We start from the raw sequence: 23072 nt of genomic DNA, 5'->3' as shown, positions 1-23072 counted from the left end.
AAAATCCTCTGCTAGTTTTCAATATTTGCGTAATATGAATCGAGATATTTCTGGAAAATTGAAAGAAGCTTGTCGAGTTTGTATGATTCAAGCTTTTTCTTGAAATTTTCCCAATCCTGATCCGTGAATCCGTTCATTACCCAGTCAGATTTTGCGGTATTAATAGCCTTGCTGACATCTGCCTGAATATTTGAAACTTCTTCCGTATCCTCACGAGTCATAAATACATTCGGATAGACATATTTTTCGTTCACATCCGGAGTGAAGTAATCTTTTATCCAATCAAGTCGGTATTTTGCATCGTCCGGGCAAGTAACATAAACGCCATAATATTCATCAAGAATCGCAAGCGGGCCGTTTACGCTCTCTGCCTCACGAACTTCAACAGGAGAAGCACTTCCCAACGGAGCGTGTTTAAGCATATCTTTGCCAGCTTTGTTTTTTCCAAGAACGAAGATGTCGAATTCATCGTCCTCGCCATAAGTTCCCCAGTTGTTCTGTGGAGACTGGAACGGATCGTACATCTGGTCAAGCCAGGCACAAACCAAAGCCGGATTTTTTGCGACCGCAGTAACGACGCATCGGCCACGGTCAAAACCACTGGTGAATGAGCCGTTCTGAGCAGTAAGATTTTTGACATCAGCTTTAAGTACCGGAAGAGGAACCCAGTCGGCAAGGTTCGCAATGTTTGCGACATCCCAGCTGAAGCACACACCGTAACGACCAGATTTTCCTTTTGAGACATAAGTTGACCATTCCTGTGTGAATGCCTCTGGGTCAATCAAGCCCTGCTCGTACAATTTGTGAAGCCATGCCGTTCCTTTTTTGAATCCTTCCTGTGTCGCGCTGCAAATAACCTTGCGGTTGTCAGTAACTGCGATATGACGACCTTTGTCTGCATCACCGTAGCCCTCGCCAAAACCATTGATAAGAACATAAGGATCCTGTCCGCCATCGTTCATGATGAAAGACATCGGGATTATGCTTCCGTCGATTTTAAATTTTGTTTGAAGAATACTTGCTTTGTTTTTGAATTCAAGCAAAACCTTTTCAAATTCTTCTATTGTATTAGGAACTTTCAGCCCAAGAGCATCGAGCCATTTTTTGTTGATGAAGCTCATGTTGTCGATAACCTGAATTGCTTCTTTGCCAGAACCAAGCTGCTCAATCCATGGCAAGCCCCAGATGTGACCGTTTGAGTCAGTACACATCGCCCGGTATTCAGGATATTTGTCGAAAACAGCCTTTAAATTCGGCATATACGAATCGATGTAGCCTTCGAGCGGAATGATGATTCCCTGATCGGCATATTTCAAGAGGCTCGAATCGTTGAAGCTTGCGTTGAATACGAAATCAGCAAGAGTCTTCGGGTTTGCCATTGCCAGGGTGATTTTATCATTCCACTGGTCGCTCTGGATTGCAGTCCATTTTACCTCAACGTTTGTTTTTTCCTGCAAGCGGCGGAAAATCGTCCTGTTGTTCGGATTTGATTCTGTGTTTGGCGGAAAGCTCGTAAGACCTGTAATCACAGTTTTTTGTTTAAGAGGGAAAGCGAGTTCATTCGGGTCAACTTTCTGAATATCACCGCTGTTCAAAGACACATTTTTGTCTTTACAGCCCAAAAAAAGACTCGTACCAAAAGCCAGTGCCGCAAGAGCAAAAGCCATTTTCTGATTTTTTTTCATATTTTCTCCTTTAAAAACTCCGCGTTAGCGGCGTTGCATGGAAGCAACGAATCAGCAAGTTTTCGCCAACGGTGAAAACTTGGCCGTGATAAAAATTACATGGATGTAATTTTTATCATGCCTCCTTTAAAATCCCGCGTTAGCGGCGTTGCATGGATGCAACTTAATTACCAGCCTTTCTTAATCAGCCCTTGATAGAACCGATTAAAATTCCTTTATTAAAATACTTCTGGAAGAACGGATACATCACGAGGAGCGGGAAGCTCGAAACGATGATTGTCGCGTATTTCAGAAGCTCGGCAAGCTGTGCACGTGCCGCAGTACTCTGCATGTCAGAAATCATGCCCGACTCAGGCTGGTTCTGAATCAAAATTGAACGAAGCACAAGCTGCAACGGCTGTTTTGCCGAATCATTCAGATAAATCATTGCATCAAAGTAGCTGTTCCACATTCCGACGAACTGCCACAACGACAGAACCATTATCAACGGAGCACAGACAGGCATCAAAACCTTGAAGAAATATGTCACCTCACTGGCACCGTCAACAAAAGCCGCTTCCTGCAATTCCTTTGGAACACCCTTGTAATACGTGCGGGCAATAATCATGTTCCATACGCTGAATGCACCTGGAAGAACGACAGCCCAGATTGTATTAACCATTCCGAGATTGCTCACAAGAAGGTAAGTAGGAATCAGACCGCCGCCGAAGAACATCGTAATCACGAAGAGGATGTTGAAGAACTTCCGTCCCTTGAAATCCGGCCGTGACATCGGAAAAGCCACAAGCAAAGTGATGAAAACAGACAGGGCCGTGTAGACAACCGAATACAAAATCGCATTGCCAAAGCCGGTCCAAATCGCCTTGTTTGAGAGAACCCGCTCGTAAGCCGTAAGCGTCCATTTGTCGAAATCAAAAGTGACGCCTTTATTCTGCAAAGTTACGGGATCAATGAACGAAGCCACGATTATGTAGAGCACAGGCACAATTATTGAAATCACGAAAGCCGAAAGAAGAATATAACCAATTCTGATTATAGCCCGGTCACGAACACTTAACTTAATAAGATGATTTTTTTCCATGGTAAATCTCCTTACAAGCCCTGCTCGTCATTCAATTTCGAGACTGTCTTGTTTACAATCAAAAGCATAATTACATTCACGACAGTGTTGAACAATCCGACCGCCGTTGAAAAACTGTAATCGCCGTCCAGAAGACCTTTTTTGTAAACGTAAGTCGCGATGATTTCCGCAGAAGGAAGGTTCAAGTCAGTCTGCAAAGCATAGGCTTTCTCAAAACCGATGCTCATTATGTTTCCGGCCTGCAGGATGAACTGAATCAATGCGATGTCCTTGATTGCAGGCCATTCCACAACCCGAATCTCCTGCAAGATATTCGCTCCGTCAAGAATCGCAGCTTCCCTTGTCTCCTGGTTAACATTCGCAAGGGCCGCCGTGTACATAATCGAAGCCCAGCCTGCTCCCTGCCAGATTCCACTTGCAATGTAAATTGAACGGAATGCTTCTGGAGCAGCCATGAAATTAATCTTTGTTCCGAAGAAATTATTCACAGGACCAGTCACAGAAAGCAAGATTCGCACGATACCGCAGACTACGATTACCGAAATGAAGTTCGGCAGATAAAGCACAAGCTGAACATTCCGCTTGATTGAAGGGCTCTGCACTCGATTGAGCAAAAGCGCAAGGATAATCGGAACAGGGAAGCCCCAAAGAAGCCCATACACACTCAATTTAAGCGTGTTTGACAGATAAGAAAGAAAATCTGGTGATGAAAGAAAACGAGCAAAATGCTTGAGACCTACCCAACGGCTTCCCAAGAGACCGCGAATCGGGTTGTAATCCTGAAAAGCAATCAGTATTCCCCCCATCGGAATATAGCGGAAGATTATCGTAAGCGCGAGAGCCGGAAGAAGAAAAATAACATACAACTGCCAATGGTCACGCACATACAACATAGTCTTTGATTTCATGTGTGTCTCCTTTTTGTGCATTTGTAAAACTGATTTTACAAATCTACTAACAGTGTAAAATCAGTTTTAGCATTTGTCAAGCAAATTTGTGCATTTTTAATTCGTTTTTTTACAATTTTTTACAAAATCTTCACTATTCCGACTTTTGCACAATACGGAAACCGACATCACCCCAGCCTGCATGAGCCGGAATATCCCAACGGGTTGAAACCGAATACTGTCCAAGATACTCCTGACTCAAACCACCGCCGCGGCGAACGTGATTACCGTTATCCATTCTCTCCCAGCACAATTCCCATACATTTCCGGTCATATCATAGACGCCGTTGGAATTCGGAAGTTTCTTAGCGACTTCATGAGTAGTTTTTTCAGAATTTCCCTTTTCCTCATCTCCACCTTCTTTTGTCGTAAGATACCACGCGTAATCGTCAATCTTGTCTTTCTCTTCCTCACCGGCAAAACCTGAGAAGAAACGCTCGTCAAATCCGCTGAATGCAATGGCATTGCTTCCGAGGGCTGCAAACATCCATTCTTTTTCGTGAGGCAGGCGAAATCCTGTCGCATCTTCAACCTCGGTTACGGCATTCCAGTCATTATCATCAGTAGTGGGAATATCGCCCCATGTGCCTGTATCGGTGCTGTCTTTAATCTTGTAAACCGGAGTAAGCCCTTCTTCCACGCTGAGCTTGTTGCAGAAAACCAAAGCCGCGTAGAAACTCACACAGTCTACTGGACGCTTTTTCTGAACCTCACCATCAGCAGCTCCGTCCTTATGGTCACTCGGATTCGTTCCCATAATTTTTTCGTACAATTCTTGAGTTATTTCAGTAGAAGAAATATTGAAAGCTCCCAGATTTACTTCTTCTGCCTCGTCAGCAGCTCCGTACTTGAACTTGAAAGAGCCAGCCTCAATCTTTTTCATCACGATATTCTTGAAGACCGTAGCATTTTTGTCATTCTCCCCCTGACCATTTCCGCCGCCATTTGCCGGATTTGCAGGCTTATTTGTCTCAGGTTCTTCATACTGGGAATCAGTGTAGCAGGAAACCAATCCCATCGTTGCCGTAATTGCAAGAGCACCAAACAAAGCTTTTACTTTTTTCATATTATTTTCCTCCATTAAAGACCAAGCTTAATAATTACATAAGAGCCAAGGGTAATTTCATCCTTGATTCCGTCATATTTGTTTCCATTGATTTTCTTTCCGTAGTCGCCGGTGTTGATATGGTGATACCATGAGCCGCCAAGAGAGAAGCCCGCACCGTTTACGACCCACCAGGTCCAGCTACCCTTTACAGTAAGGAAGTTTTCACCCAGCTCAAAGCCGTCGTTGTTATCCAAATCGCGCCAGTAAAGTCCGCCGTCCAGATTGAGAGTTCCGTAAGGCAATGTATATCCGATTGAACTTACGACATAGAAGCCGTTTTCAGCCTTGTTTCCTACGGTCTCACCTTTGTAATTTTTGTAGTGATAGACGCTTTCACCAAACTGCTTGCTCATGTCGTTTGTGGCATTGTTATCGCCCGGCATAACCTGTGAATAGTTAAGGAAAAGCTTTGCACGGAGTTTTTCACTGAATTTGTACTGAACTCGTGCATCAAAGGCAAAGGCCATGAATTCATTTTCACGTTTATTGTATTTTGAAGATCCATCCGCAACGTCATTCGCAAATGTAACGCCCACTGTTCCAATCAGCTTATCGCGCATAAGACGAGGCTGCCAGAATGCGGCCAGCACATTGTTTCCGAAATGCGGAGCTTTATAGATTAATTCCACGCTGCCACTTCTGAATCCGTATCCAAGTCTGAACTGAGGTTCTGGAACCCATGAAACGCTGTTGTCCGAATCTTCTTTTCCCCAGCTGCTGTTTGTCCATTCAACAGTTTTTGTTTTGTTACTGAACGGAGCATAGTTTCCAACAAGAACAGCCGAAGCGAACAATCCCCTGTCACCTTTTGAATAGATGAACTGAAGATTTGTTCCCTGACCTTCAACGCCGTTTCCAAGCTGAGAAGAAGACCAGCCGTAAGAGCGATCCCATCGGATTGAGCCGGCTTCGTGTCCCCAGACGAAATTTTTATCCCATTTTCTGGCTGCAAGAGGGTCTGTAATCAATCCGTAATAAACGCCAAGCTCGTTGTCAGCATGGCAGTCAATAATCGTAATCTCACCGAATTTTTCCAAAAGACGCTCCTCGCTGCCCTTGAAATAGTGACGCTCGTCAGCAGTACCCGCAACGATTTTGAGCGATTCAGTCGGTTTGAACCATCCGAAGTAAGTGTCGAGCCTACACTCCCCGACACCGCCATCCTGCTTAATCTGTGGCTTAAAGTTGATTTCCATTCCTGCCCGACGATCAGTTTCCAGCTTAAAGCGGAAATCATCATCAACCTTATCCCACTTCGTCACCTTTCCAAGCTCGGAAGTTGTGCCCGAATCCTTAGAAACCACATCCGCAAAGGCAAAAGGAACTTTAATTCCCATGTCCAGCATCAGGTGCGTCTCCGCAAAGACAGAACCAGCCGCAAGCGTTCCAGCCGCAAGCAAGGCACCCATCAAACGTTTTTTCATACGTCCTCCTTTTATTGTGCAATTGTAAATATCACAATCTTAAGTATGATTTAAATGTAAATCCTTTTTCTCATTTGTCAAGAGTTATTTAGCATTTTACCTCGAAAAATGCATTTTTTTTGCACAAAGAAATGTCTGAATAATAAAAAATACAATAAAACTTGACATATTCTGCATCATGATTTATAACCAATAATGTAACTTATGCACAAATCTTATTGTGCATAAGCCAAAAGGAGGAAAAATATGAAAAAAAGAAACGTCGCCTTTGCTTGCTGCGCGGGCGTACTGGCATTGCTTGCAAGCTGCGCGAGCACAGACGAAGCAGCAGAGGCAGAAGGATTCAAAACTGTGGAACATGTTCTTTACCCTACCCCTGATGACGCATTCGTTGCTGACGTAATGCCAATTGAAAACAATGGAAAGCTTGACTTGTACTATCTTTATGAAACCACCCACAACATTCAGGCTTATCACCCTATTCACAAATTCTCCACCGACAATTTCTACAAATATGAGGACGAAGGTCTTGCAGTTCCTACAGGTATCGCAACAGAGCCGGATGTCGCAATCGGAACAGGCTCTTTTTACAAAGCAAAAGATGGCCTTTTCCACTGTTTCTACACAGGACACAATGATGCCTTTGCCGCCCAGGGAAAACCAAAGGAATGTATTCTTCACGCTGTCAGCCGGGATGCAATCACTTGGGAAAAACGCAAGGATGAAGTTCTCTACGCGCCGGAAGGATACTCAAACAACGACTTCCGTGATCCTCAGCTTTTGTGGAGCGATGACGAAAACTGCTATTGGCTTCTGGTCGCAACACGAGAGGAAGCAAACGGCGGAATCGTGGCTAAATTTACCTCAACAGATTTGAAAAACTGGACTTTCAAAGGTCCTCTCTACGCACCGCACAAACAGTGGATGCTTGAATGTCCTGATTTGTTCAAAATGGGAGATAAATACTATCTCTTTTTCAGCTGGGACTGTGTGACCTACTATGCCGTTGGAAAAACAATGAACGGACCTTTTACAGCTCCAAAGGATAACGTGCTTGACGGAACGAATTTCATCTTCTATGCGGCAAAAACAGCTGAACTGAAGGGCAAACGCTACCTCTGTGGCTGGCTTGGTCGTTCTCAGGATGAGAATTTTGACTCTGGAAAATATCAATGGGCAGGAAACATGCTCATTCACCAGCTCGTTCAGCACGAAGACGGCTCGCTCGGAGTAAAAATGCCGGAAAGCATTGCAGATTATTTTTCTGTGAAAAAAGAATTTGCTCCGGGTAAAACTGAAGGCAATGTCATTTCAGGAAACAATTCCTTCCAGCTCTCAGCAAAAAAAGGTGAGAAATCTGTCGTGAGCCTAGGAAGCCGGGAAGCAACAATGCTTTTGGAATGTGACGTGACAATCGGAGACAACGGGATTGCAGGATTCGCTTTCGGAAACCCAAAGAAAGCATTCAAGAATTACTACGCCCTTGCCCTTGATGCAAAAAGAAACTGCATACACTATGAAGGCTACAAACTCGGCGGATTCGAAAATATCGTTTCTTCCGATCCGATTGCACAGACAAAATTTACATTCAAACCGGGCGAAAAGCATCATGTCACCATCGTTGCCGAAAACGAAATTGTAATTTTGTACATTGACGATGCAAAAGTTCTGAGCAGCCGAATTTATAATTCTATAAATGGTGCTGACTTAGCCCTGTTCACTGCTGAATCTGATGCGACTTTTGAAAACATCAGTATGAAAGTTCCACAATAATAATTGTGCATTTGACACAATGAACATTGTATATTAAATTTGACAGTATGCCAAAAGTAACGATACAAGACATAGCAAATGAATTGGGGCTTTCCAGAAACACGGTTTCAAAAGCCATAAACAGCACAGGCGTTATCGCAGATTCAACTCGCGATACTATTCTCAAAAAAGCGGCGGAAATGGGCTATAAACTCTTTGCCATCCAGAATACCATGACCAAAGAAAATGCCCCCGTACAATCCGAGAAAAAAGAGCTTGTGCTGCTCACAGGAGCCGTGTTGGGAAGCTCACATTTTGCGGCTAAAATGCTTGATGAAATGCAAACTCAGGCATTAAGACTCGGCTACGGCTTCACGATGTACAGAGTAATGCCTCAAGAGCGGGAAGAACTTCGTCTTCCTGTGAATTTTGATGCAAAAAGAGTCGCAGGCCTTTTCTGTGTCGAAATGTTTGATATGGCATACAGTCAAATGCTTTGCTCTCTCGGTATTCCGATTTTGTTCATTGACACAGCTGTTCCTTTTGAAGAAAAACCACTTGCTGCGGACGTTCTTCTTATGGAAAACAGGAACGGCATTTACACATTCATCAAAGAAATGGTTTCTAGGGGTCAAAAAGACTTCGGCTTTGTAGGAGAAGCCTTGCACTGTATGTCATTTTATGAAAGATACGACGCTTTTATGGGTGCTATCAGATTATTTGGCATGGAACATCATCCAGAATGGTGTTTTACAGGCAATTCCCGCGGCTTGAATTATCCTTCACACAGCGATTATATAGCCTATCTTGAAGAAAAATTCACAAGCTGCGAGTCTTTCCCGTCAGTTTTGATTTGTGCCAATGATTTTGTTGCGACGGATGTAATTCAGGTTCTGAAAAAGCTAGGAAAAAGCGTACCGAATGATGTGCTCCTGTGCGGATTTGATGATTCGCCAGAATCCCGCATCATAAGTCCAAGCCTCACGACAATCCACATTAAGGGCCAGGCAATGGGATGCGCGGCAATCGAACTGCTTTTTTCACGAATCAAAAATCCAGATTCTCCGTTCCGCACTCTTTACATAGAAACCAACATCGTTTATCGGGAGTCTACTGAAAGATAAGGAAAATTTATGAAAAAGAAAATTGATGTAACTGCTCTTGGAGAAATTCTTATTGATTTCACTTTTGCCGGAAAATCATCTGCCGGGAAAAACATATTCGAAGAAAATCCGGGCGGTGCACCTGCAAATTGTGCCTGTGCAGTTTCAAAGCTTGGCGGAAAATCAGCATTCATAGGGATGACAGGCGAGGATTCTTTTGGCAACGACCTTCGCACAGTCCTTGAAGAGCTGAATGTCAACACAAAAGGAATGTGCACGACAAAAAATCAGCACACAACCCTCGCATTCGTCACCCTCGACAAGAGCGGAGAACGGCATTTTTCATTCTGCAGGAATCCTGGCGCTGACACACAACTTTCTGTCTCTGATTTGAATCATGAAATTCTTGAGGACACAAAATTCCTTCATATCGGCTCGCTTTCACTCACTGACGAGCCGGCAAAATCAGCAACTGAGGAAGCCGTAAGAATCGTCAAAGAGGCAGGCGGATTTATTTCATACGACCCGAATTATCGCGAAACTTTATGGGGAAACCGCGAAGATGCAATTCCGACCATCAAAAGCATGATTTCAAAAGCGGACATGGTTAAAGTCTCGGAAGAAGAACTTACATTATTATATGGAAAAAATCTTTCTTACGAAGAGGGAGCGGCTCAAATTCTCTCAGAAGGAGCAAGTCTCGTTCTTGTGACGCTTGGCTCAAAAGGCGTTTTTTATGCTGCCAGAACACCAAACTTCACCGAAAACGGAATCGTTCCTGCAAAAAAAGTGTCTGTCGTGGACACAACGGGAGCGGGCGACAGCTTCAACGGCGGCCTTTTGTACCGTCTTTCACAAAAAGAAAATCCGTTTGATTTCACAAAGGAAGGGATTGAATCTGACCTTGGTTTTGCGAACGCAGTCGCGGCATTGTGCGTCACAAAAAGGGGCGCGATTCCTGCACTGCCAGCTCTTTCAGAAGTGGAACTTTTTCAACGCAAAGAATCAAAATAGCTCGCCGAAAACAAACGCATTATAAAATGTTTCCTGTTGAAAATTGCTCCGGTCGTGAAACTGGCTTATAATGCGTTTGCCCTTCTCTATGGAATCTTTTGGGTAATAAGGCTATAATTGAAAAATGAAAAAGATTTGCTTTTTGTTTTCAATTTTCATTCTTTCAATTTCCGCTTCTTTTGCTTTGCCTCATGTAACTCAGAACGTGCCGGATTTTTCTGGTCAGTATGTGTACTACCGTGATTACAGCTTTGAGCGTGAATCTTACATCGGAATTCTCTGCTATGACGAATCAACTTACGCTTTCCGATATTATGCACCGGCCATCATTGAGAAAAAAAATCCTCAGCCTGAAAAAAACATCCACATTCTTTTTACGATTGATTCTGAAAAAGAAGACTTGGAGCTTACTGGTGAGCGAATTGTGACTTCCGTAACACCTGAAGACACCGATTTTGTAAATTACATCCATGATTTTTTCTATGAAATGACAAAACGCCGTCAAAATGCAGGTGAAGTTGTTTCTGAAAAGCAGGAATATCAGGATTATGAGCAGTTCGGCGGAATGGTCACGCTTTACTTCAATCCGCTCATTCCAATCTTCAATCTTGAAAAAATTGTATCGGTCGATAAAAAGACAATTCTTCAGATTATCACGGCGGGGCAGCTTGTCGCTTCTGAAGATGAAAGTTTTTCAAATTTCACGGGAATTGCCGAAAAATTCAAAGACACAACTCATAAATTCAAGAAGAATAAAAAGGCTAAACCTGAAAACATTGAATACAAGGCTGGCGAAAATTCCAGTGTTCTTAAAGCAAAACTTGATTCATCATGGAATCCAGCCGCAGAAAACTTCTTCACGCTGAACAATGTTGCTGTCTTCACAGTGAATGAAGTCACTTCGCCAATGGAAGGAAAGCTTGACATCCTGAAACGACGACTTCTTTTGGGAAATGAGCTTGTTTACCCGAACTGGCAGAATCAGAAAATCGAGTCAAAAAACGGTGGCACGCTATTCACACAGATTTCATACCATGCAGAATCGAACAGCTACACTTATGATTTCAAGTTTATCCGTGAACTTGACCCGAAGACCGTAGCTTTGTACACGCTCACAGTTTTTGCGGGCGCATACACAAGCGATAAAAAATACTTCAACGCAATTATCGAATCTTTTGAGTAAGGTGGTTTCGACTTAGCTCAACCACCGCTTGCTAAAACGAACTTCTGTTCAGAGGGCTGCCAATCCACACGCCCTCTGTCAGATAGTCGCGTTTCTGACCTTCAATAAAAATCTGAACGCCCTTTACAGTACTGAAATTTGTGGCCGTATATACGACCTGCATTAGCTGGGCAATTGAACCTTCCGCACCAAACTGATTAAACTGAAATTCCTCGCTGAAATTGAGGTTCGCAATTCCATTTTTCACACTCGCACTGAGAAGACGCGTGCCTTCAGGAATCAACGAGCGGCAGCCTGTTTTTGCTTCCGTTGCACTTGGGCCTGCAAGCAACATTCTGAGGGCATCACCCATCGGGGAATCTTTTTCAACCGAGCGCGTCACTTCCTTTCGCACTACAGGCCCGTCACTGTCAATCGCAACAAAGCAAATTTTCGCCTTGATTGTGTTCGCAACTGGCTGTGGAGCCGGAGGATTCGGCTGAACTGTCTGCACTGCCTGAGTTTGTGTCTGTGTAACAGTTTTTGTTTCTGCAGGAGCTTGTTTTTGCTGAACAGCTTTTTCTTTATTCGGCTGCTGATTTTGCACATCAGTCTGTTTTTTCGCAGCCTGCTGATTTTCCTGAGACAAAGCTTTTTCCGTCTTGTTTTCAGACTTTTCGGTTTGCTTTAGAGTAACTTCTGTTTTTTTTTCGTCAGATTTTTTTTGAGCTGTCTCTTTTTTTGCAGAATCTTCTTTTTTAGACTCAGTTTTTGCAACAGTTTCCGTCTTTTTCGGTTCTGACTTTGCAACTGGCTCTTTTTTCTTCGAATTCTTCGTCAAATCGATGACAATTTCCCCGCTCTCTTCGGTTTTTGGAGAATCTTTCTTTTCAAAAATGTCCTTTCCGATTTTCTTTTCGATTAAAGCACTTGCACCCGATTTATCAAAATTATTCTTTATATCTTCCTGTTTGACCAAAAATACAATCAAAATTATCAGAAAAGCAAGAATCCAGATGGCAATTCCAAGTCCGGTGCTCTTCTTCTTTTTCTTTCCCTTTTCACTCATACTCAAATTATCGTCATATAAAAGCGTTTTTTTAATAATTCAAAGCGGTGATTTTCATTGCCCGCACACAGATTAAGGATTAAAATCATCATGGAGTATAAAATGGAAGAACACAAAGAATTTGATTTGATTACATTTGGCGAAATAATGCTCAGACTTTCACCCGCAGTCAACGAATTAATCAGCAAGAGCGATTCTTTCAAAAAACATGCTGGCGGAGCAGAGTTAAATGTCGCTTCGGGAGTTTCTCTTTTGGGACTGAGAACCGGTCTTATCACACGCCTTCCCAAAAATCAGCTCGGCACCTTCATTAAAAACCGCATTCGAGCTTCCAGCGTGAGCGATGATTACATCATTTTTGACGATTCACCAGAAGCCCGCGTTGGCATTTATTATTACGAAAATGGCGCATATCCGCGAAAGCCAACTGTTGTTTACGACCGAAAAAATTCTTCAATCACAAAGATTTCTCCATCAGAAATTCCAGACGACATCTATTCAAAGACGAAGATGTTCTACACCTCTGGAATTACGCTTGCACTGAGCGAAAACACACGCAATCTCGCAATCGAAATGATTAAAAAATTCAAGGCGGCCGGAGCACAAATCGCTTTTGATGTGAACTATCGTGCAAATCTGTGGGATGAAGAAACTGCCCGCAACACAATCAAGCAAATTCTGCCGTTCGTGGACATTCTTTTCATCTCAGAAGAAAGCTGCCGCCGAATGTTCCAGAAAACTGGTTCTTTGCAGGACATGCACCGCGAATTCTGCCGTGATTTCCCGAACATCAGCTATATCGCTTCTTCAATGCGCGAAGTAATCAGTCCAAAAGTTCATTCTTTCACATCTTTGATTTATTCTAAAAAAGAAGACAAATTCTACACCGAAGAGCCCTACAAGGACATCGATGTTGTTGACCGAATCGGAAGCGGAGACGCATACTGTGCGGGAGTTATTTTTGGCCTTCTCAAATACGAGAATCCTCAGAAAGCCGTTGAATTCGGAAATGCAACCTGTGCAACCAAAAATACAATTTTCGGTGACTTGCCCCTTTCTGACTTCAACGAAATCAGCTCGATTATCGCCTGCCACAAAAGCACCGGCAAACAGTCTGAAATGAACAGGTAAATTTTTTGAATATGAAAAAAAATCGCCGCACGGATGCGGCGAAAAGCGGGTTGACCGCAAGAATTTCCGAAGGAAATTCTTGTCAGGACAGGATGTCCCTGCACTCATACAAAATAATCGCGGCCGCCTGAGCTACATTAAGGCTCTCGATTGGCTGCGATTTTTTTTCGTCTGAATCAGAATTTGCACAGAAGGGAATTGTTACAAGTTCATCGCAATTATCACGCACCAGACGGGAAATTCCATGCTCCTCATTGCCGAGAACGATAAGTGCCGGCTTTTTCTTTTCGTTGCACAATTCAGGGATTTTTTCGATGGGAGTTTTGCCACGAACATCTGTGCCAAAACGAAGCATTTTGCCCTTCATCGACACGAGAAGTTTTTCAATCGACTGAATCGAATAGATGTTTACGAATTCCATGCCGCCCTGCGCTACACGATAAGAACTCGTTGTAACAGAAGACTGCGCTTCATCACGCGGAATCACGATATTCTTAAAACCAAAAAATGCCGCACTTCGAACGATTGCGCCCAGATTATTAGCATTGCCAACCCTGTCGAGCAAAATCGCACTTTCTTTATTATGAAGCCAGCCGTCAGTGATTTCTGTATTCAGATGAGGAATTTCCTCGTTGCGAATCATTGCAACCACACCCTGATGATGTGGTGTGCCGCTCAGTTTTTCGAGTTCGCCTTCAGGAATATTGTTGTAAGGAACCTTTCGCGCTGCCAGAGATTTGAACAAATCTTTGAAATCCATCATTCTGTCGCGAGTGTAATAAAAACGCGTGATTTTCTGCGGATTGCACTTAGCGAGAGCCTTTACAGCCTCAAATCCGCAAACCGCAAGTTCATTTCTAATATCATTTCTCATAAGGAAATAGTACAAGAGAAAAAGCGAAAAGTCTACTTCAAAAGTTTGTTCAGAGTTGCATCACGCTGCCGCCAGTTTTTATCGACTCTGACCTGCAAATCCAAATCAATTTTGAAATCGAAAATTTCTTTGAGTGCATTTATGCTTTCGAGACGGATAGTTTTTATCATCTGCGCGCCTTTGCCGATTACGATTCCTTTCTGACTCTCTTTTTCGACGCATAAGAACGCACGGCACCACATTTTTGAAGGTCCACGCCTTTCCAAATCAGCAATCTGAACATAAACCGCGTGAGGAACTTCTTCATCGAGACGGTTGATTGCCTGTTCACGAATGACTTCCGCAATTCTGAAATCAATTTCCTGGTCTGTGTAAAATTCTTCGGAATAAAGGTGCGGCCCTTCTTCTGCCATGTCATAAAGAGCTTTCAAAACCTCGTTGATTCCGACATCATTTTTTGCAGAAATTTGAAGGATTCGGTTCTCGCCCACATTCGGAAGATGAGCCTTGATGAATTTCTGAACATGCTCAAGTTTTGTCACAGGAGCATCGATTTTGTTGAGTGCGATTACGATTTTATCCTGATGAGATTCAAGCAGTTGAGTGATAAGCCTCTCTTCTTCGGCACAACTTCGCGTGGCATCGATTATGTAAAGAATCAAATCCGAGTCATTGAGCTGATCCGCAACGATTTGACGCATACGGAGATTCATCTTTTTTTCCGAATCGTGATAACCCGGCGTATCAACAAAAACCAGCTGACCAAAAGAAGTGTTCACGATTCCGCGGATTGCATTTCGCGTAGTCTGAGGCACTGCACTGACGATAGAGACAGGCTCACCCGCCGCAGTATTCAAAAAAGTAGATTTTCCAGCAGAAGGGCGGCCGATTATTGTGACAAGAGCGGTTTTGGGCCCAACCGGCGGGTTCTCAGATTCGATGTTTTCATTTTGCATACAGTTCACCTTTTTGTTTTAAACTAAACCCTGAATAACAAGTCGATGTATGAAGGATACGGCTTGTATTTTTCGCCAAGAACCGGCTCTATCTCATCGGCGACACGGCGGCTTGCTTCCATCTGCGGAATCACCTTGTCAACATAGAATCTGGCCTGTGCGCTCACATCAGCGATTGAACATGCCTCTTCGTGCAGCTTGGCAAGTTTTTGTGCCTCAGAATCAAGTTTGTCCGCAAGCGCAGTGATTTTTTTGAGGAGATTTGACTGCGCACTGCATTTTGCCCCCGGAACGATTGCCGCAACTTTTACGGCACTTTCTGCAACATCATTCATATAAGAATAACTTGCGGGTAAAATGTCCTTGTAAATCATGTCGAGCATCGTGTTTACTTCGATGTTGAGGACTTTTGAGTATTTTTCGAGCTTGACTTCGTGATGACTCTTCATCTCGCTTTCGCTGTAAACGCCGTATTTTCCGAACATTTCCACATTCTTGGCATCGAGATAGCGTTCCATTGCGTCTGGGAGCGTTTTGAGGTTCAGAAGACCGCGCTTTTCTGCCTCCTTGACCCATTCGTCATCGTATCCGTTGCCGTTGAAAATGATTTTTTTATGCTCGATAATTTTTTCTTTTATCAAATCCTGCAAGTCCGAATTCAAATCATGCGATTTTTCGAGCCTTGTGGCAAATTCGTCAAGTGCCTCGGCAACAATCGTGTTCAAAACAACATTTGGGCCAGAAATTGAAAGAGAAGAACCGAGCGAACGGAATTCAAATTTGTTTCCGGTAAATGCAAAAGGCGAAGTGCGGTTTCGGTCAGTCGTGTCTTTTGGAATCGCCGGGAGAACAGAAACACCAATCTGCATTTTTTCTTTTGTTTTCTGACTGTAAGGAGAACCGTTTTCGATTGAATCCAAAACTGCCTGAAGTTCATCGCCGATAAACACTGAAATGATTGCCGGTGGAGCTTCATTCGCACCAAGACGATGGTCATTGCCTGCAGAAGCAACACTGTCACGAAGCAAATCTTGATGCTTGTCTACAGCCTGAATAATTGCCGTTAAAATAAGAAGAAACTGTGCATTTTCGCGCGGAGTTTCACCAGGCTCAAGAAGATTAAAGCCATCATCCGTGCTCATAGACCAGTTATTATGCTTGCCAGAACCGTTTACGCCCGCAAAAGGCTTTTCTGCAAGAAGACAATACAAACCGTGCTTCAAGGCAACCTGCTTCATCAGTTCCATCGTGAGCTGATTCTGGTCAGCACTAAGGTTCGTCGTTGTAAAAATCGGAGCCATTTCGTGCTGTGCAGGAGCGACCTCATTGTGCTTGGTCTTGCTCAAAATTCCGAGCTTCCAAAGTTCATTGTCCAAATCAGCCATAAATTCAGCGATTCGAGGCTTGATTGAACCGTAATAATGATCGTCCATTTCCTGACCTTTTGGCGGCATTGCACCAAAGAGAGTGCGGCCGGTAAAAATCAGGTCTTTTCGCTGTTCCCAAAGTTTTTTGTCGATTAAAAAATATTCCTGTTCAGGACCAACTGTCGTAATAACGCGCTTGGCCGAAGTGTTTCCAAAAAGACGCAGGATTCGCAAAGCCTGTTTGTTCAAGGCTTCCATTGAACGCAAAAGCGGAGTTTTTTTGTCGAGCGACTCGCCAGTGTAAGAACAGAAAGCTGTTGGAATGTAAAGAGAACCGTCCTTAATGAAAGCATAAGAAGTCGGGTCCCATGCTGTATAGCCGCGAGCCTCAAAAGTAGCTCGGATGCCGCCGGAAGGGAAAGAAGAACCATCGACCTCGCCTTTTACAAGCTCTTTGCCGGAAAATTCCATGATGACACCAGCACCATTCGGCGAAATAAAACTGTCATGCTTTTCGGCAGTAACACCAGTGAGCGGCTGGAACCAATGCGTAAAGTGAGTCGCACCCTTTTCAATCGCCCAATCCTTCATGGCATTGGCAACCACATTCGCAACATCAAGTTCGAGCGGCGAGCCCTGCTGAATCGTTTTTTTAAGCGATTTATATGTATCCTTTGGCAGACGCGCCTTCATCACATCGTCATTAAAAACCATGCTTCCAAACATTTCAGGTACGGTCATTAAATTCTCCTATTTCCCTATATTATACTGATTTTTAAAATCCTACGCAAATCAACTCACTGCCGCTGTTCCGCCCTTCGCTCACGCTCATTGCTCCACTCCCAAAGGTCGCTGCGCAACTTCGGGGCTCCATAGCGGAGCGGCATTTCCCGTCAGCCCAGACATAGCACGCACTGTCGGGGAAGCTGTGCTACAAGGCTGCACCGCCTGTAAATTCCCCCGACTAGACATCCACTGCAAGCTTGAAGACGGCAGCGAAGCAGGAGGAAATTGTCATGGCACGCTCCCTTTTAGGCAAAATGAGCCGCAAGCAGCAGGAATGGGAAAACCAGTTCGGCTACGAAAAATTCGTCCACGACTGCATCTCCCGCGAAAAGTATGCCTTCAACAAAGGTGAAGCCCGTGGTCATGCATGCAGCTGGTCTCGCGGAAAGGCGTGCACAAGGCGAATCCAAACGGCTTCATTGTGCTCTTGTGTTCGTCTTGGTTTCATTTAACGAGGAATTTTCATCCTATTAAGTGCTGGTACACATCGAATCAAATCTTTATCCTTCAACCTGTTTAACAAACATTCTTTTAGTTTTGTTTCATCTTCCCAGCCAAACTTCATAAGCGATTTTGCACGTGCGGAATCATCTGTAGGAGAATTTTCAAGATAAAGCAGATAAATCTATTATTTCTGAAAATTGTTTCTCGAGAGATTTTTTAATTTTTTCTGCATCAGACAAAATCAGTTCATCATTATAAATTTCTGGAATCCAAAATCCATCATTAAACTGCAAAATATGTAATTTTGAAGGTAGCACATCTTGCAATAAAATATTCAGTTTTTGTAGGAATTTTGTATTCAATATTATTTTTATTTAAAAATGCTTCAAATTCTTTTTCATATTCCGCCATACAACTCATCCAAGAAAGAACAAATCGCTTTTTCTTAAAGTATTTGCGTGTTAAAACAAAGGACTGCCCCCAAGCGAGGACAGCCCTTTGTCTTATTAGTGGTTACACACACTCCACGGGAAAACCGTGAAGTGTAGGATTGCGAATTACATTGAACTATTCAAGTACAATAGTGGTTTCGCCTGTAGCCCCCTGAATATCTGTTGCAGAAATAATAATCTTGTCACCCTTACAAGCTGTTGTATTAGCTTTGATTTTAAGAATAACAGTTCTACGATCTTCACCAACTGAAACAGTAACTTTTCCAGCTTTATTATAATAGTTCTCGCTGAAAGAAGTAGGACGACCATTTGCAGTTGATAGAGTTAATGTAGGAGTTGCAATTTCTTCTTTCAAATATGCAGACATTTGAATTGTGATTTCTTTATCATCAGTACAAAGTGTACTTTCAGCTGTGTAGTCAGTAGGTACTGTGATGAGAGTTTTATTTACGTCTCCAAAGATTACAGTATTATCCTCAACAGTAACTATTGCAGAGTAGATGTCTACATTATCAATAGTCTGAACAAGTCTGTACGATGATGTTTTAGCATAATCAAACTCTTTCTCTGTTGCTTTAACAGTAATACATGGAGTCTTCTTAAGAATTGTGAAATCTCCATTAACAGCATTTACCGTTCCTGCTTTATCACTCTTGACATATTTAAGGGCAGTAGTATCAGTGCCAGAACCACCTACATTATAAGTTCCAGCCAATTCCCACTTGTCTGCAGAAGGAACTGCACTTGTTACCTTGCGGTACAATTTATAAGTTCCATAAGATTCTGCAGTCTCAGAGATGTTTGCAGAGAATTTGAATGTGATTTCCTGTTTGTTAGCAGTTTTTTTAGTTCCGTCAATCTGTGTCAAAGCAAGTGCTTTTGTTGCTGCAGCAGCAGTTCCAGCAATTACTTTGTCAATATCAGCAGACTCAGTGAACTTTCTTGAAATAAATTTGTTTGTATCATCAATGAAAGCAGAACCAGCAACATCTACGAGCTTAACAACTTTACCTTCAGCATTGAAGACGATTGGATAAACCGTGCTTCCACTTGGGAATGCGAATGTTGGTGTAATTGTGAGAACTTTTCCTGCAGCAGTATAAGTAGAAGCATATTTGCTTGTATTAACTACATCGTCTGCTGTTTTACCTGCATCAACTGCAGTGTTTGCAAGAACACCTGTAAATCCTGTGATATCTTCGCTGAACTCAAGAACGATTGCACTTGTGTTAGACTTAGCGAAATCCTCAAATGCTGTTGTTGAAGAATTCTTGCCAGCTTTTACAACATAGAGGTTCTCATACTTAGCATCAGCTGCTTCTGTATTAACCTCGATGTATTTCTTTCCTGTAACTACTGTTGTGTTGATAATCTTAGAATCAAGTGTAGTATCTGTGCTGCCTGCAATGTAACCGTAATTACTTGATGCGTTTGAATCGTAGAGAACGATTGATTCATCACCAACTTTCTTAACAGCCTTGAGTGAGAGGTAATATGTCTCACCGTTTACAAGAGCCTTGCTGCCTTCTGCCAAAGCTACTGTTACAACCTTAGCGGCTGCTGTTGCAGTTACTTTGTACAAAGTCTGATCAAGATTTTTCTTTCCAACATTGTCTTTGTCATAAAGCTCAGCTGTCCATGTAGCAGCAGTTACATCCTGATCGAATGTGAATGTGATGCTGTCTGTAGGCTTAATCTTTGTGACTGTAGCGTCGTTTGTACCACCAGCGATAGAAGCCTTCTGTGTGTAGAGGCTTGATTCCATCATCTTGTAGGTAACTTTTGATACTTTGTATCCAGTAACATAATCAGTCTTTGTTACAGTCTGACCTGTTACTGCTGTTACTGTACCATTGAGTTTAACATCTGTGTCATCATCACTTGTAGCAAGCGGGAGGTAAACATCTTTTCCAAGAATGTAGTTTGTAACAGATTTACCTCCAATTGTAAGAGCTGATTTTGCAACATTCTTTGAGAATGAGAGTTTGACATATTTTGAAGCGTCTGCATAAACAGCGCGTGATGCCAAAGCTCCAGCAGGAAGTGAATCAACGATTGTTACTTCAGTATCTTTGAACTCTGAACCGAGAGTAAAGTCAGTTGTGTAAGTGCGAGTATCAGCAGTTTTTGTGCCGAATTTCTGGAGATTTACTTCACCAGTTTTACCGACAACTGCATTTGTCAATGTAACTGCATAATATCCTGCATTTTCAAATTCATCGTTCTTTGCAGTGATTGTAAGAACTTTGTTATCAGAATCAAATGCAGTAACAAAGTCTGTTACGGCAGCATTACTATTTTCAGCATCAGCTTTAACAGCAGCATATTTGATTGAAACAGCAGCTTTAAGCTCATCAGCTGTAAGGTCAGCAATTGCCTTAGAGAATGTCAAAGTAAATGCTTTGTCACTTACCTTAGCAAGAGTTACATCGATTTTTGTGTCGAAGAATGCTTTAAGACCTGTGGCAGCACTGTTAGCTTTCCAATATGTAACTGTATTGCTTCCGTCTTCTGCAGTAGCAGTTACAGTGAAATCAACTTCACCATTATCCTTAGAAACTTTGTCCCAGAATGTTTTTGGTGTAAGTGTAAGCTGTGTTTTGCCTTCGTTCCAGCTCTGTGTGTAAGCATTTGTCAAAGCAGTGCCGTTACATTTTGCTGTTACGACTGCATTCTTAACAGCCTTAGAGAATGTGAGAACAACCGGGCTTGTAAGTCCAAGGAGAGTGTTGTCTTCAGCAGATTCTGTGATAGAAACATAAATCTTATTGTTGAAGAATACTTTGAGACCTGTCCATCCGCCTGTACTTCCGTTGTCGCTGTTCAACTTCCAGTATTTAACTGTAGAGCATCCGTCTTCTGAAAGAGCTGTGTCTACAGCGAATGTAAGTTCACCGTAAGTAGTACCATCTTTGTTCCAGTATGTTGTTGGAGTTACTGTGAGCTGAGTCTTTTCTGTGTTCCAGCTCAATGTGACTGGATTGTTTGTTTCGCCAGCTTTTACAGAAGCACTCTTCATTGCCTTAGAGAATGTAAGAACAACCGGGCTTGTAAGTCCTGCAAGAGGTTCGTCTTTTGTAGACTCAGTGATAGAAACCCAAATCTTTGAGTCGAGGCAGACTGGGAACTTAGATTCAAGAAGAGAAGTTGTGTTGTCAGCAGCCTTAACCTTCAAGATTGCATTTGTTTCAGTTGCACCAGCAGCTTCTGTCCAGCTTCCGTCATTAGGAGTGAATGTAACTTCTGTGCGGTCTGTGCTGTAAGCAGCTGTGTAAGCTTTGTCAGTTACATCCTGAATGTTAGCATTTGTAGTAACTGTACCAACTTTAATCGTTGTCAAAAGTTCAGCAGATTCAACAGGCTGGCTGAATTTGAATGTGATAGCATCTTTCGGGTTGAGCAAAGCTGCACTTGAGTTCTTGGTCAAGTTTGTCTCAACAACCCAAAGCTTATCAGTCTGGTTGAAGAGCAGGAGTGAAAGAGCCTGAACATTTGAAGCACCACTGTCAAGATTGATAGTGTCAGTAGCTTTTGTGTATGTGCTTCCTTCGAGGAGATTTGCAAAGCTTTCAGAAGAGAAGTGACAAATCTTGTTGTCTTTTGTTTCTTCAAATGCTTCAATCTCAAGTTTGAGAGCAACGCCTGATGGCAGCTTTTCAAAGCTGAATTTACCCTCTGCATCAACCGTAGCTTCGAAAGTTTCGTTAGCTGTTGCACCAGCAACAGTTGCGTTTTTTACAGTCAACTTAACTTTCGGAGATGTTGTCGGCAAGAAAGTTGTAGCAGCAAATACATCTTTGTCACCAGCTTTTGCGCTTGTTGTGAGCTTAATGCTTCCGCTCAATTTTGCATCGAGAGGAATGAGGAAGCTTTCTGCAAAGTCATTGAACCATTCTGTTTCATAGTCCATTCCTGCATACATGTCTTTGAGACCTGCAAGTGCATTAGCGATTGTTTCAATAGCTTCTGCTGAATTTGTAGATGTAAGTAAAGCTGTTGCATCAGTACCAGCAGTTGTTGATGCAATTGAGGTAGTATTTGTTGTAGTAGCAACTTTATTTGCATAAGCAGTAACGATTGCAGTGTAGTTAGTCTGCAATGACTGGAGAGCAGCAAGTTCTGCAGCTGAGCGGTTAACCTGGTCATGAGTAACATAGATACCCTTTGTTAGTGCAGGAAGGTAGCCCTCTTTTGTTACAGTGAGTTTGTAAGCTGTTGAAGTTACAGCAGTTGACTGTGTACCAGTTGGTTTAGAAACATAGTCATTCTCAATGTTTACCAGTTTCAAATCATTGGCAGTAATACCAGTGAGCTCGTACTCACCACCTTTGTTAGTTGTGGTGGTCTTGTTTCCGAGAGTAACTGTAGCACCTTCTACAGGCTCTCCCTTGTTGTCCAGAACATAGCCGACAATCAAGCCAGTTGAAGATGATTTAGAATCATCATCATCGCTGTCTGAACAAGAAGTAAAAATTGTTGATGTGAAGAGCAATGCAACTCCAGCCATCAAAGCCAAAATTTTCTTCATAGAAATACTCCTTTTTTATTATGAAGATTTTCCCTGTTAACAACAGGTTTTGATGGTAATTTTAATGCACATTTAAGCATTAGTCGAGAAAAACTCACAAATTTTTGTTATATTTTTGTGCGTTAGCGAATATTTTTGAAAATTTTAGAGATTTTTCATCATCCACTCACATTTTTGTGTGTAAAAGCA

The 23072-nt window shown here is 42.7% G+C and carries 17 protein-coding genes; 6 read left to right on the top strand and 11 right to left on the bottom strand.

Annotated elements, in window-relative coordinates:
* Positions 1-11 precede the first annotated feature (11 nt).
* From Q0Q74_RS00760 to Q0Q74_RS00740, 5 genes are all read right to left on the bottom strand, one after another.
* Entirely contained in the window at positions 12-1685 is a 1674-nt protein-coding gene (locus Q0Q74_RS00760) for an extracellular solute-binding protein (RefSeq protein WP_294427560.1), read from the bottom strand.
* Positions 1686-1869: 184 nt separating this feature from the next.
* Positions 1870-2766, bottom strand: a complete 897-nt coding sequence (locus tag Q0Q74_RS00755) for a carbohydrate ABC transporter permease (protein WP_294427558.1) — start codon at positions 2764-2766, stop codon at positions 1870-1872.
* An 11-nt stretch (positions 2767-2777) separates the two neighbouring features.
* On the bottom strand, positions 2778-3674 hold the full coding sequence (locus Q0Q74_RS00750; RefSeq protein WP_294427556.1) for a sugar ABC transporter permease: 897 nt from the start codon (positions 3672-3674) through the stop codon (positions 2778-2780).
* Positions 3675-3807: 133 nt separating this feature from the next.
* Positions 3808-4779, bottom strand: coding sequence for an SUMF1/EgtB/PvdO family nonheme iron enzyme (locus Q0Q74_RS00745; RefSeq protein WP_294427554.1), 972 nt, complete (start codon positions 4777-4779; stop codon positions 3808-3810).
* A 14-nt stretch (positions 4780-4793) separates the two neighbouring features.
* Positions 4794-6245 (bottom strand): hypothetical protein, encoded by a 1452-nt coding sequence (locus tag Q0Q74_RS00740; protein ID WP_294427553.1) that lies wholly within the window; start codon positions 6243-6245, stop codon positions 4794-4796.
* Positions 6246-6491: 246 nt separating this feature from the next.
* Between Q0Q74_RS00740 and Q0Q74_RS00735 the strand changes: the two genes are divergently transcribed.
* The 4 genes from Q0Q74_RS00735 to Q0Q74_RS00720 all read left to right on the top strand — a co-directional run bounded on the left by Q0Q74_RS00735 (position 6492) and on the right by Q0Q74_RS00720 (position 11297).
* A complete protein-coding gene (locus tag Q0Q74_RS00735; protein WP_294427551.1) occupies positions 6492-8018 on the top strand; it encodes a family 43 glycosylhydrolase in 1527 nt (508 codons plus the stop codon).
* Positions 8019-8065: 47 nt separating this feature from the next.
* A complete protein-coding gene (locus tag Q0Q74_RS00730; RefSeq protein ID WP_294427550.1) occupies positions 8066-9121 on the top strand; it encodes a LacI family DNA-binding transcriptional regulator in 1056 nt (351 codons plus the stop codon).
* 9 nt (positions 9122-9130) lie between these two features.
* The gene (locus Q0Q74_RS00725) at positions 9131-10114 is read left to right on the top strand and encodes a carbohydrate kinase (RefSeq protein ID WP_294427548.1); all 984 of its coding nucleotides are present in this window, start codon (positions 9131-9133) and stop codon (positions 10112-10114) included.
* 124 nt (positions 10115-10238) lie between these two features.
* Positions 10239-11297: a hypothetical protein gene (locus Q0Q74_RS00720; protein WP_294427546.1), complete on the top strand. Its 1059-nt coding sequence runs from the start codon at positions 10239-10241 to the stop codon at positions 11295-11297.
* A gap of 31 nt (positions 11298-11328) precedes the next feature.
* Here the strand turns inward: Q0Q74_RS00720 and Q0Q74_RS00715 are convergent, their stop codons facing one another.
* Positions 11329-12345, bottom strand: coding sequence for a GerMN domain-containing protein (locus Q0Q74_RS00715; protein ID WP_294427544.1), 1017 nt, complete (start codon positions 12343-12345; stop codon positions 11329-11331).
* 102 nt (positions 12346-12447) lie between these two features.
* On the opposite strand from Q0Q74_RS00715, the gene Q0Q74_RS00710 reads away from it, so the two are divergent.
* The gene (locus tag Q0Q74_RS00710) at positions 12448-13476 is read left to right on the top strand and encodes a sugar kinase (RefSeq protein WP_294427543.1); all 1029 of its coding nucleotides are present in this window, start codon (positions 12448-12450) and stop codon (positions 13474-13476) included.
* Between the two features lie 82 nt (positions 13477-13558).
* Here Q0Q74_RS00710 and Q0Q74_RS00705 read toward each other — a convergent pair whose 3' ends face one another.
* Genes Q0Q74_RS00705 through Q0Q74_RS00695 form a run of 3 tightly spaced genes read right to left on the bottom strand, consistent with a single transcriptional unit; the run spans position 13559 to position 17414 of the window.
* Positions 13559-14350 (bottom strand): RNA methyltransferase, encoded by a 792-nt coding sequence (locus Q0Q74_RS00705; protein ID WP_294427541.1) that lies wholly within the window; start codon positions 14348-14350, stop codon positions 13559-13561.
* Between the two features lie 32 nt (positions 14351-14382).
* On the bottom strand, positions 14383-15306 hold the full coding sequence (gene era, locus Q0Q74_RS00700) for a GTPase Era (RefSeq protein WP_294427539.1): 924 nt from the start codon (positions 15304-15306) through the stop codon (positions 14383-14385).
* A gap of 23 nt (positions 15307-15329) precedes the next feature.
* A complete protein-coding gene (locus Q0Q74_RS00695) occupies positions 15330-17414 on the bottom strand; it encodes a glutamine synthetase III (protein ID WP_294427537.1) in 2085 nt (694 codons plus the stop codon).
* Between the two features lie 275 nt (positions 17415-17689).
* Between Q0Q74_RS00695 and Q0Q74_RS00690 the strand changes: the two genes are divergently transcribed.
* Positions 17690-17911, top strand: a complete 222-nt coding sequence (locus Q0Q74_RS00690; RefSeq protein WP_294427535.1) for a hypothetical protein — start codon at positions 17690-17692, stop codon at positions 17909-17911.
* 274 nt (positions 17912-18185) lie between these two features.
* Here Q0Q74_RS00690 and Q0Q74_RS00685 read toward each other — a convergent pair whose 3' ends face one another.
* Together Q0Q74_RS00685 and Q0Q74_RS00680 are read right to left on the bottom strand one after the other, a co-directional pair.
* Positions 18186-18314, bottom strand: a complete 129-nt coding sequence (locus Q0Q74_RS00685) for a hypothetical protein (protein WP_294427534.1) — start codon at positions 18312-18314, stop codon at positions 18186-18188.
* A gap of 156 nt (positions 18315-18470) precedes the next feature.
* The gene (locus Q0Q74_RS00680) at positions 18471-22883 is read right to left on the bottom strand and encodes a carboxypeptidase-like regulatory domain-containing protein (RefSeq protein ID WP_294427532.1); all 4413 of its coding nucleotides are present in this window, start codon (positions 22881-22883) and stop codon (positions 18471-18473) included.
* Positions 22884-23072: the final 189 nt, after the last annotated feature.

Origin of the sequence: uncultured Treponema sp. (assembly GCF_946187725.1) — a bacterium.
In the GTDB taxonomy this organism is placed as follows: domain Bacteria; phylum Spirochaetota; class Spirochaetia; order Treponematales; family Treponemataceae; genus Treponema_D.
Note: the sequence above shows the minus strand (reverse complement) of the source record. Positions and strands in the feature narration are given on the sequence as shown.

Excerpts from the sequence above, each read along its gene's own strand:
- Q0Q74_RS00760 (WP_294427560.1), bottom strand. The coding sequence starts at position 1,685 with ATGAAAAAAAATCAGAAAATGGCTTTTGCTCTTGCGGCACTGGCTTTT.
- Q0Q74_RS00755 (WP_294427558.1), bottom strand. The coding sequence starts at position 2,766 with ATGGAAAAAAATCATCTTATTAAGTTAAGTGTTCGTGACCGGGCTATA.
- Q0Q74_RS00750 (WP_294427556.1), bottom strand. The coding sequence starts at position 3,674 with ATGAAATCAAAGACTATGTTGTATGTGCGTGACCATTGGCAGTTGTAT.
- Q0Q74_RS00745 (WP_294427554.1), bottom strand. The coding sequence starts at position 4,779 with ATGAAAAAAGTAAAAGCTTTGTTTGGTGCTCTTGCAATTACGGCAACG.
- Q0Q74_RS00740 (WP_294427553.1), bottom strand. The coding sequence starts at position 6,245 with ATGAAAAAACGTTTGATGGGTGCCTTGCTTGCGGCTGGAACGCTTGCG.
- Q0Q74_RS00735 (WP_294427551.1), top strand. The coding sequence starts at position 6,492 with ATGAAAAAAAGAAACGTCGCCTTTGCTTGCTGCGCGGGCGTACTGGCA.
- Q0Q74_RS00730 (WP_294427550.1), top strand. The coding sequence starts at position 8,066 with ATGCCAAAAGTAACGATACAAGACATAGCAAATGAATTGGGGCTTTCC.
- Q0Q74_RS00725 (WP_294427548.1), top strand. The coding sequence starts at position 9,131 with ATGAAAAAGAAAATTGATGTAACTGCTCTTGGAGAAATTCTTATTGAT.
- Q0Q74_RS00720 (WP_294427546.1), top strand. The coding sequence starts at position 10,239 with ATGAAAAAGATTTGCTTTTTGTTTTCAATTTTCATTCTTTCAATTTCC.
- Q0Q74_RS00715 (WP_294427544.1), bottom strand. The coding sequence starts at position 12,345 with ATGAGTGAAAAGGGAAAGAAAAAGAAGAAGAGCACCGGACTTGGAATT.
- Q0Q74_RS00710 (WP_294427543.1), top strand. The coding sequence starts at position 12,448 with ATGGAAGAACACAAAGAATTTGATTTGATTACATTTGGCGAAATAATG.
- Q0Q74_RS00705 (WP_294427541.1), bottom strand. The coding sequence starts at position 14,350 with ATGAGAAATGATATTAGAAATGAACTTGCGGTTTGCGGATTTGAGGCT.
- era (WP_294427539.1), bottom strand. The coding sequence starts at position 15,306 with ATGCAAAATGAAAACATCGAATCTGAGAACCCGCCGGTTGGGCCCAAA.
- Q0Q74_RS00695 (WP_294427537.1), bottom strand. The coding sequence starts at position 17,414 with ATGACCGTACCTGAAATGTTTGGAAGCATGGTTTTTAATGACGATGTG.
- Q0Q74_RS00690 (WP_294427535.1), top strand. The coding sequence starts at position 17,690 with ATGGCACGCTCCCTTTTAGGCAAAATGAGCCGCAAGCAGCAGGAATGG.
- Q0Q74_RS00685 (WP_294427534.1), bottom strand. The coding sequence starts at position 18,314 with ATGGCGGAATATGAAAAAGAATTTGAAGCATTTTTAAATAAAAATAAT.
- Q0Q74_RS00680 (WP_294427532.1), bottom strand. The coding sequence starts at position 22,883 with ATGAAGAAAATTTTGGCTTTGATGGCTGGAGTTGCATTGCTCTTCACA.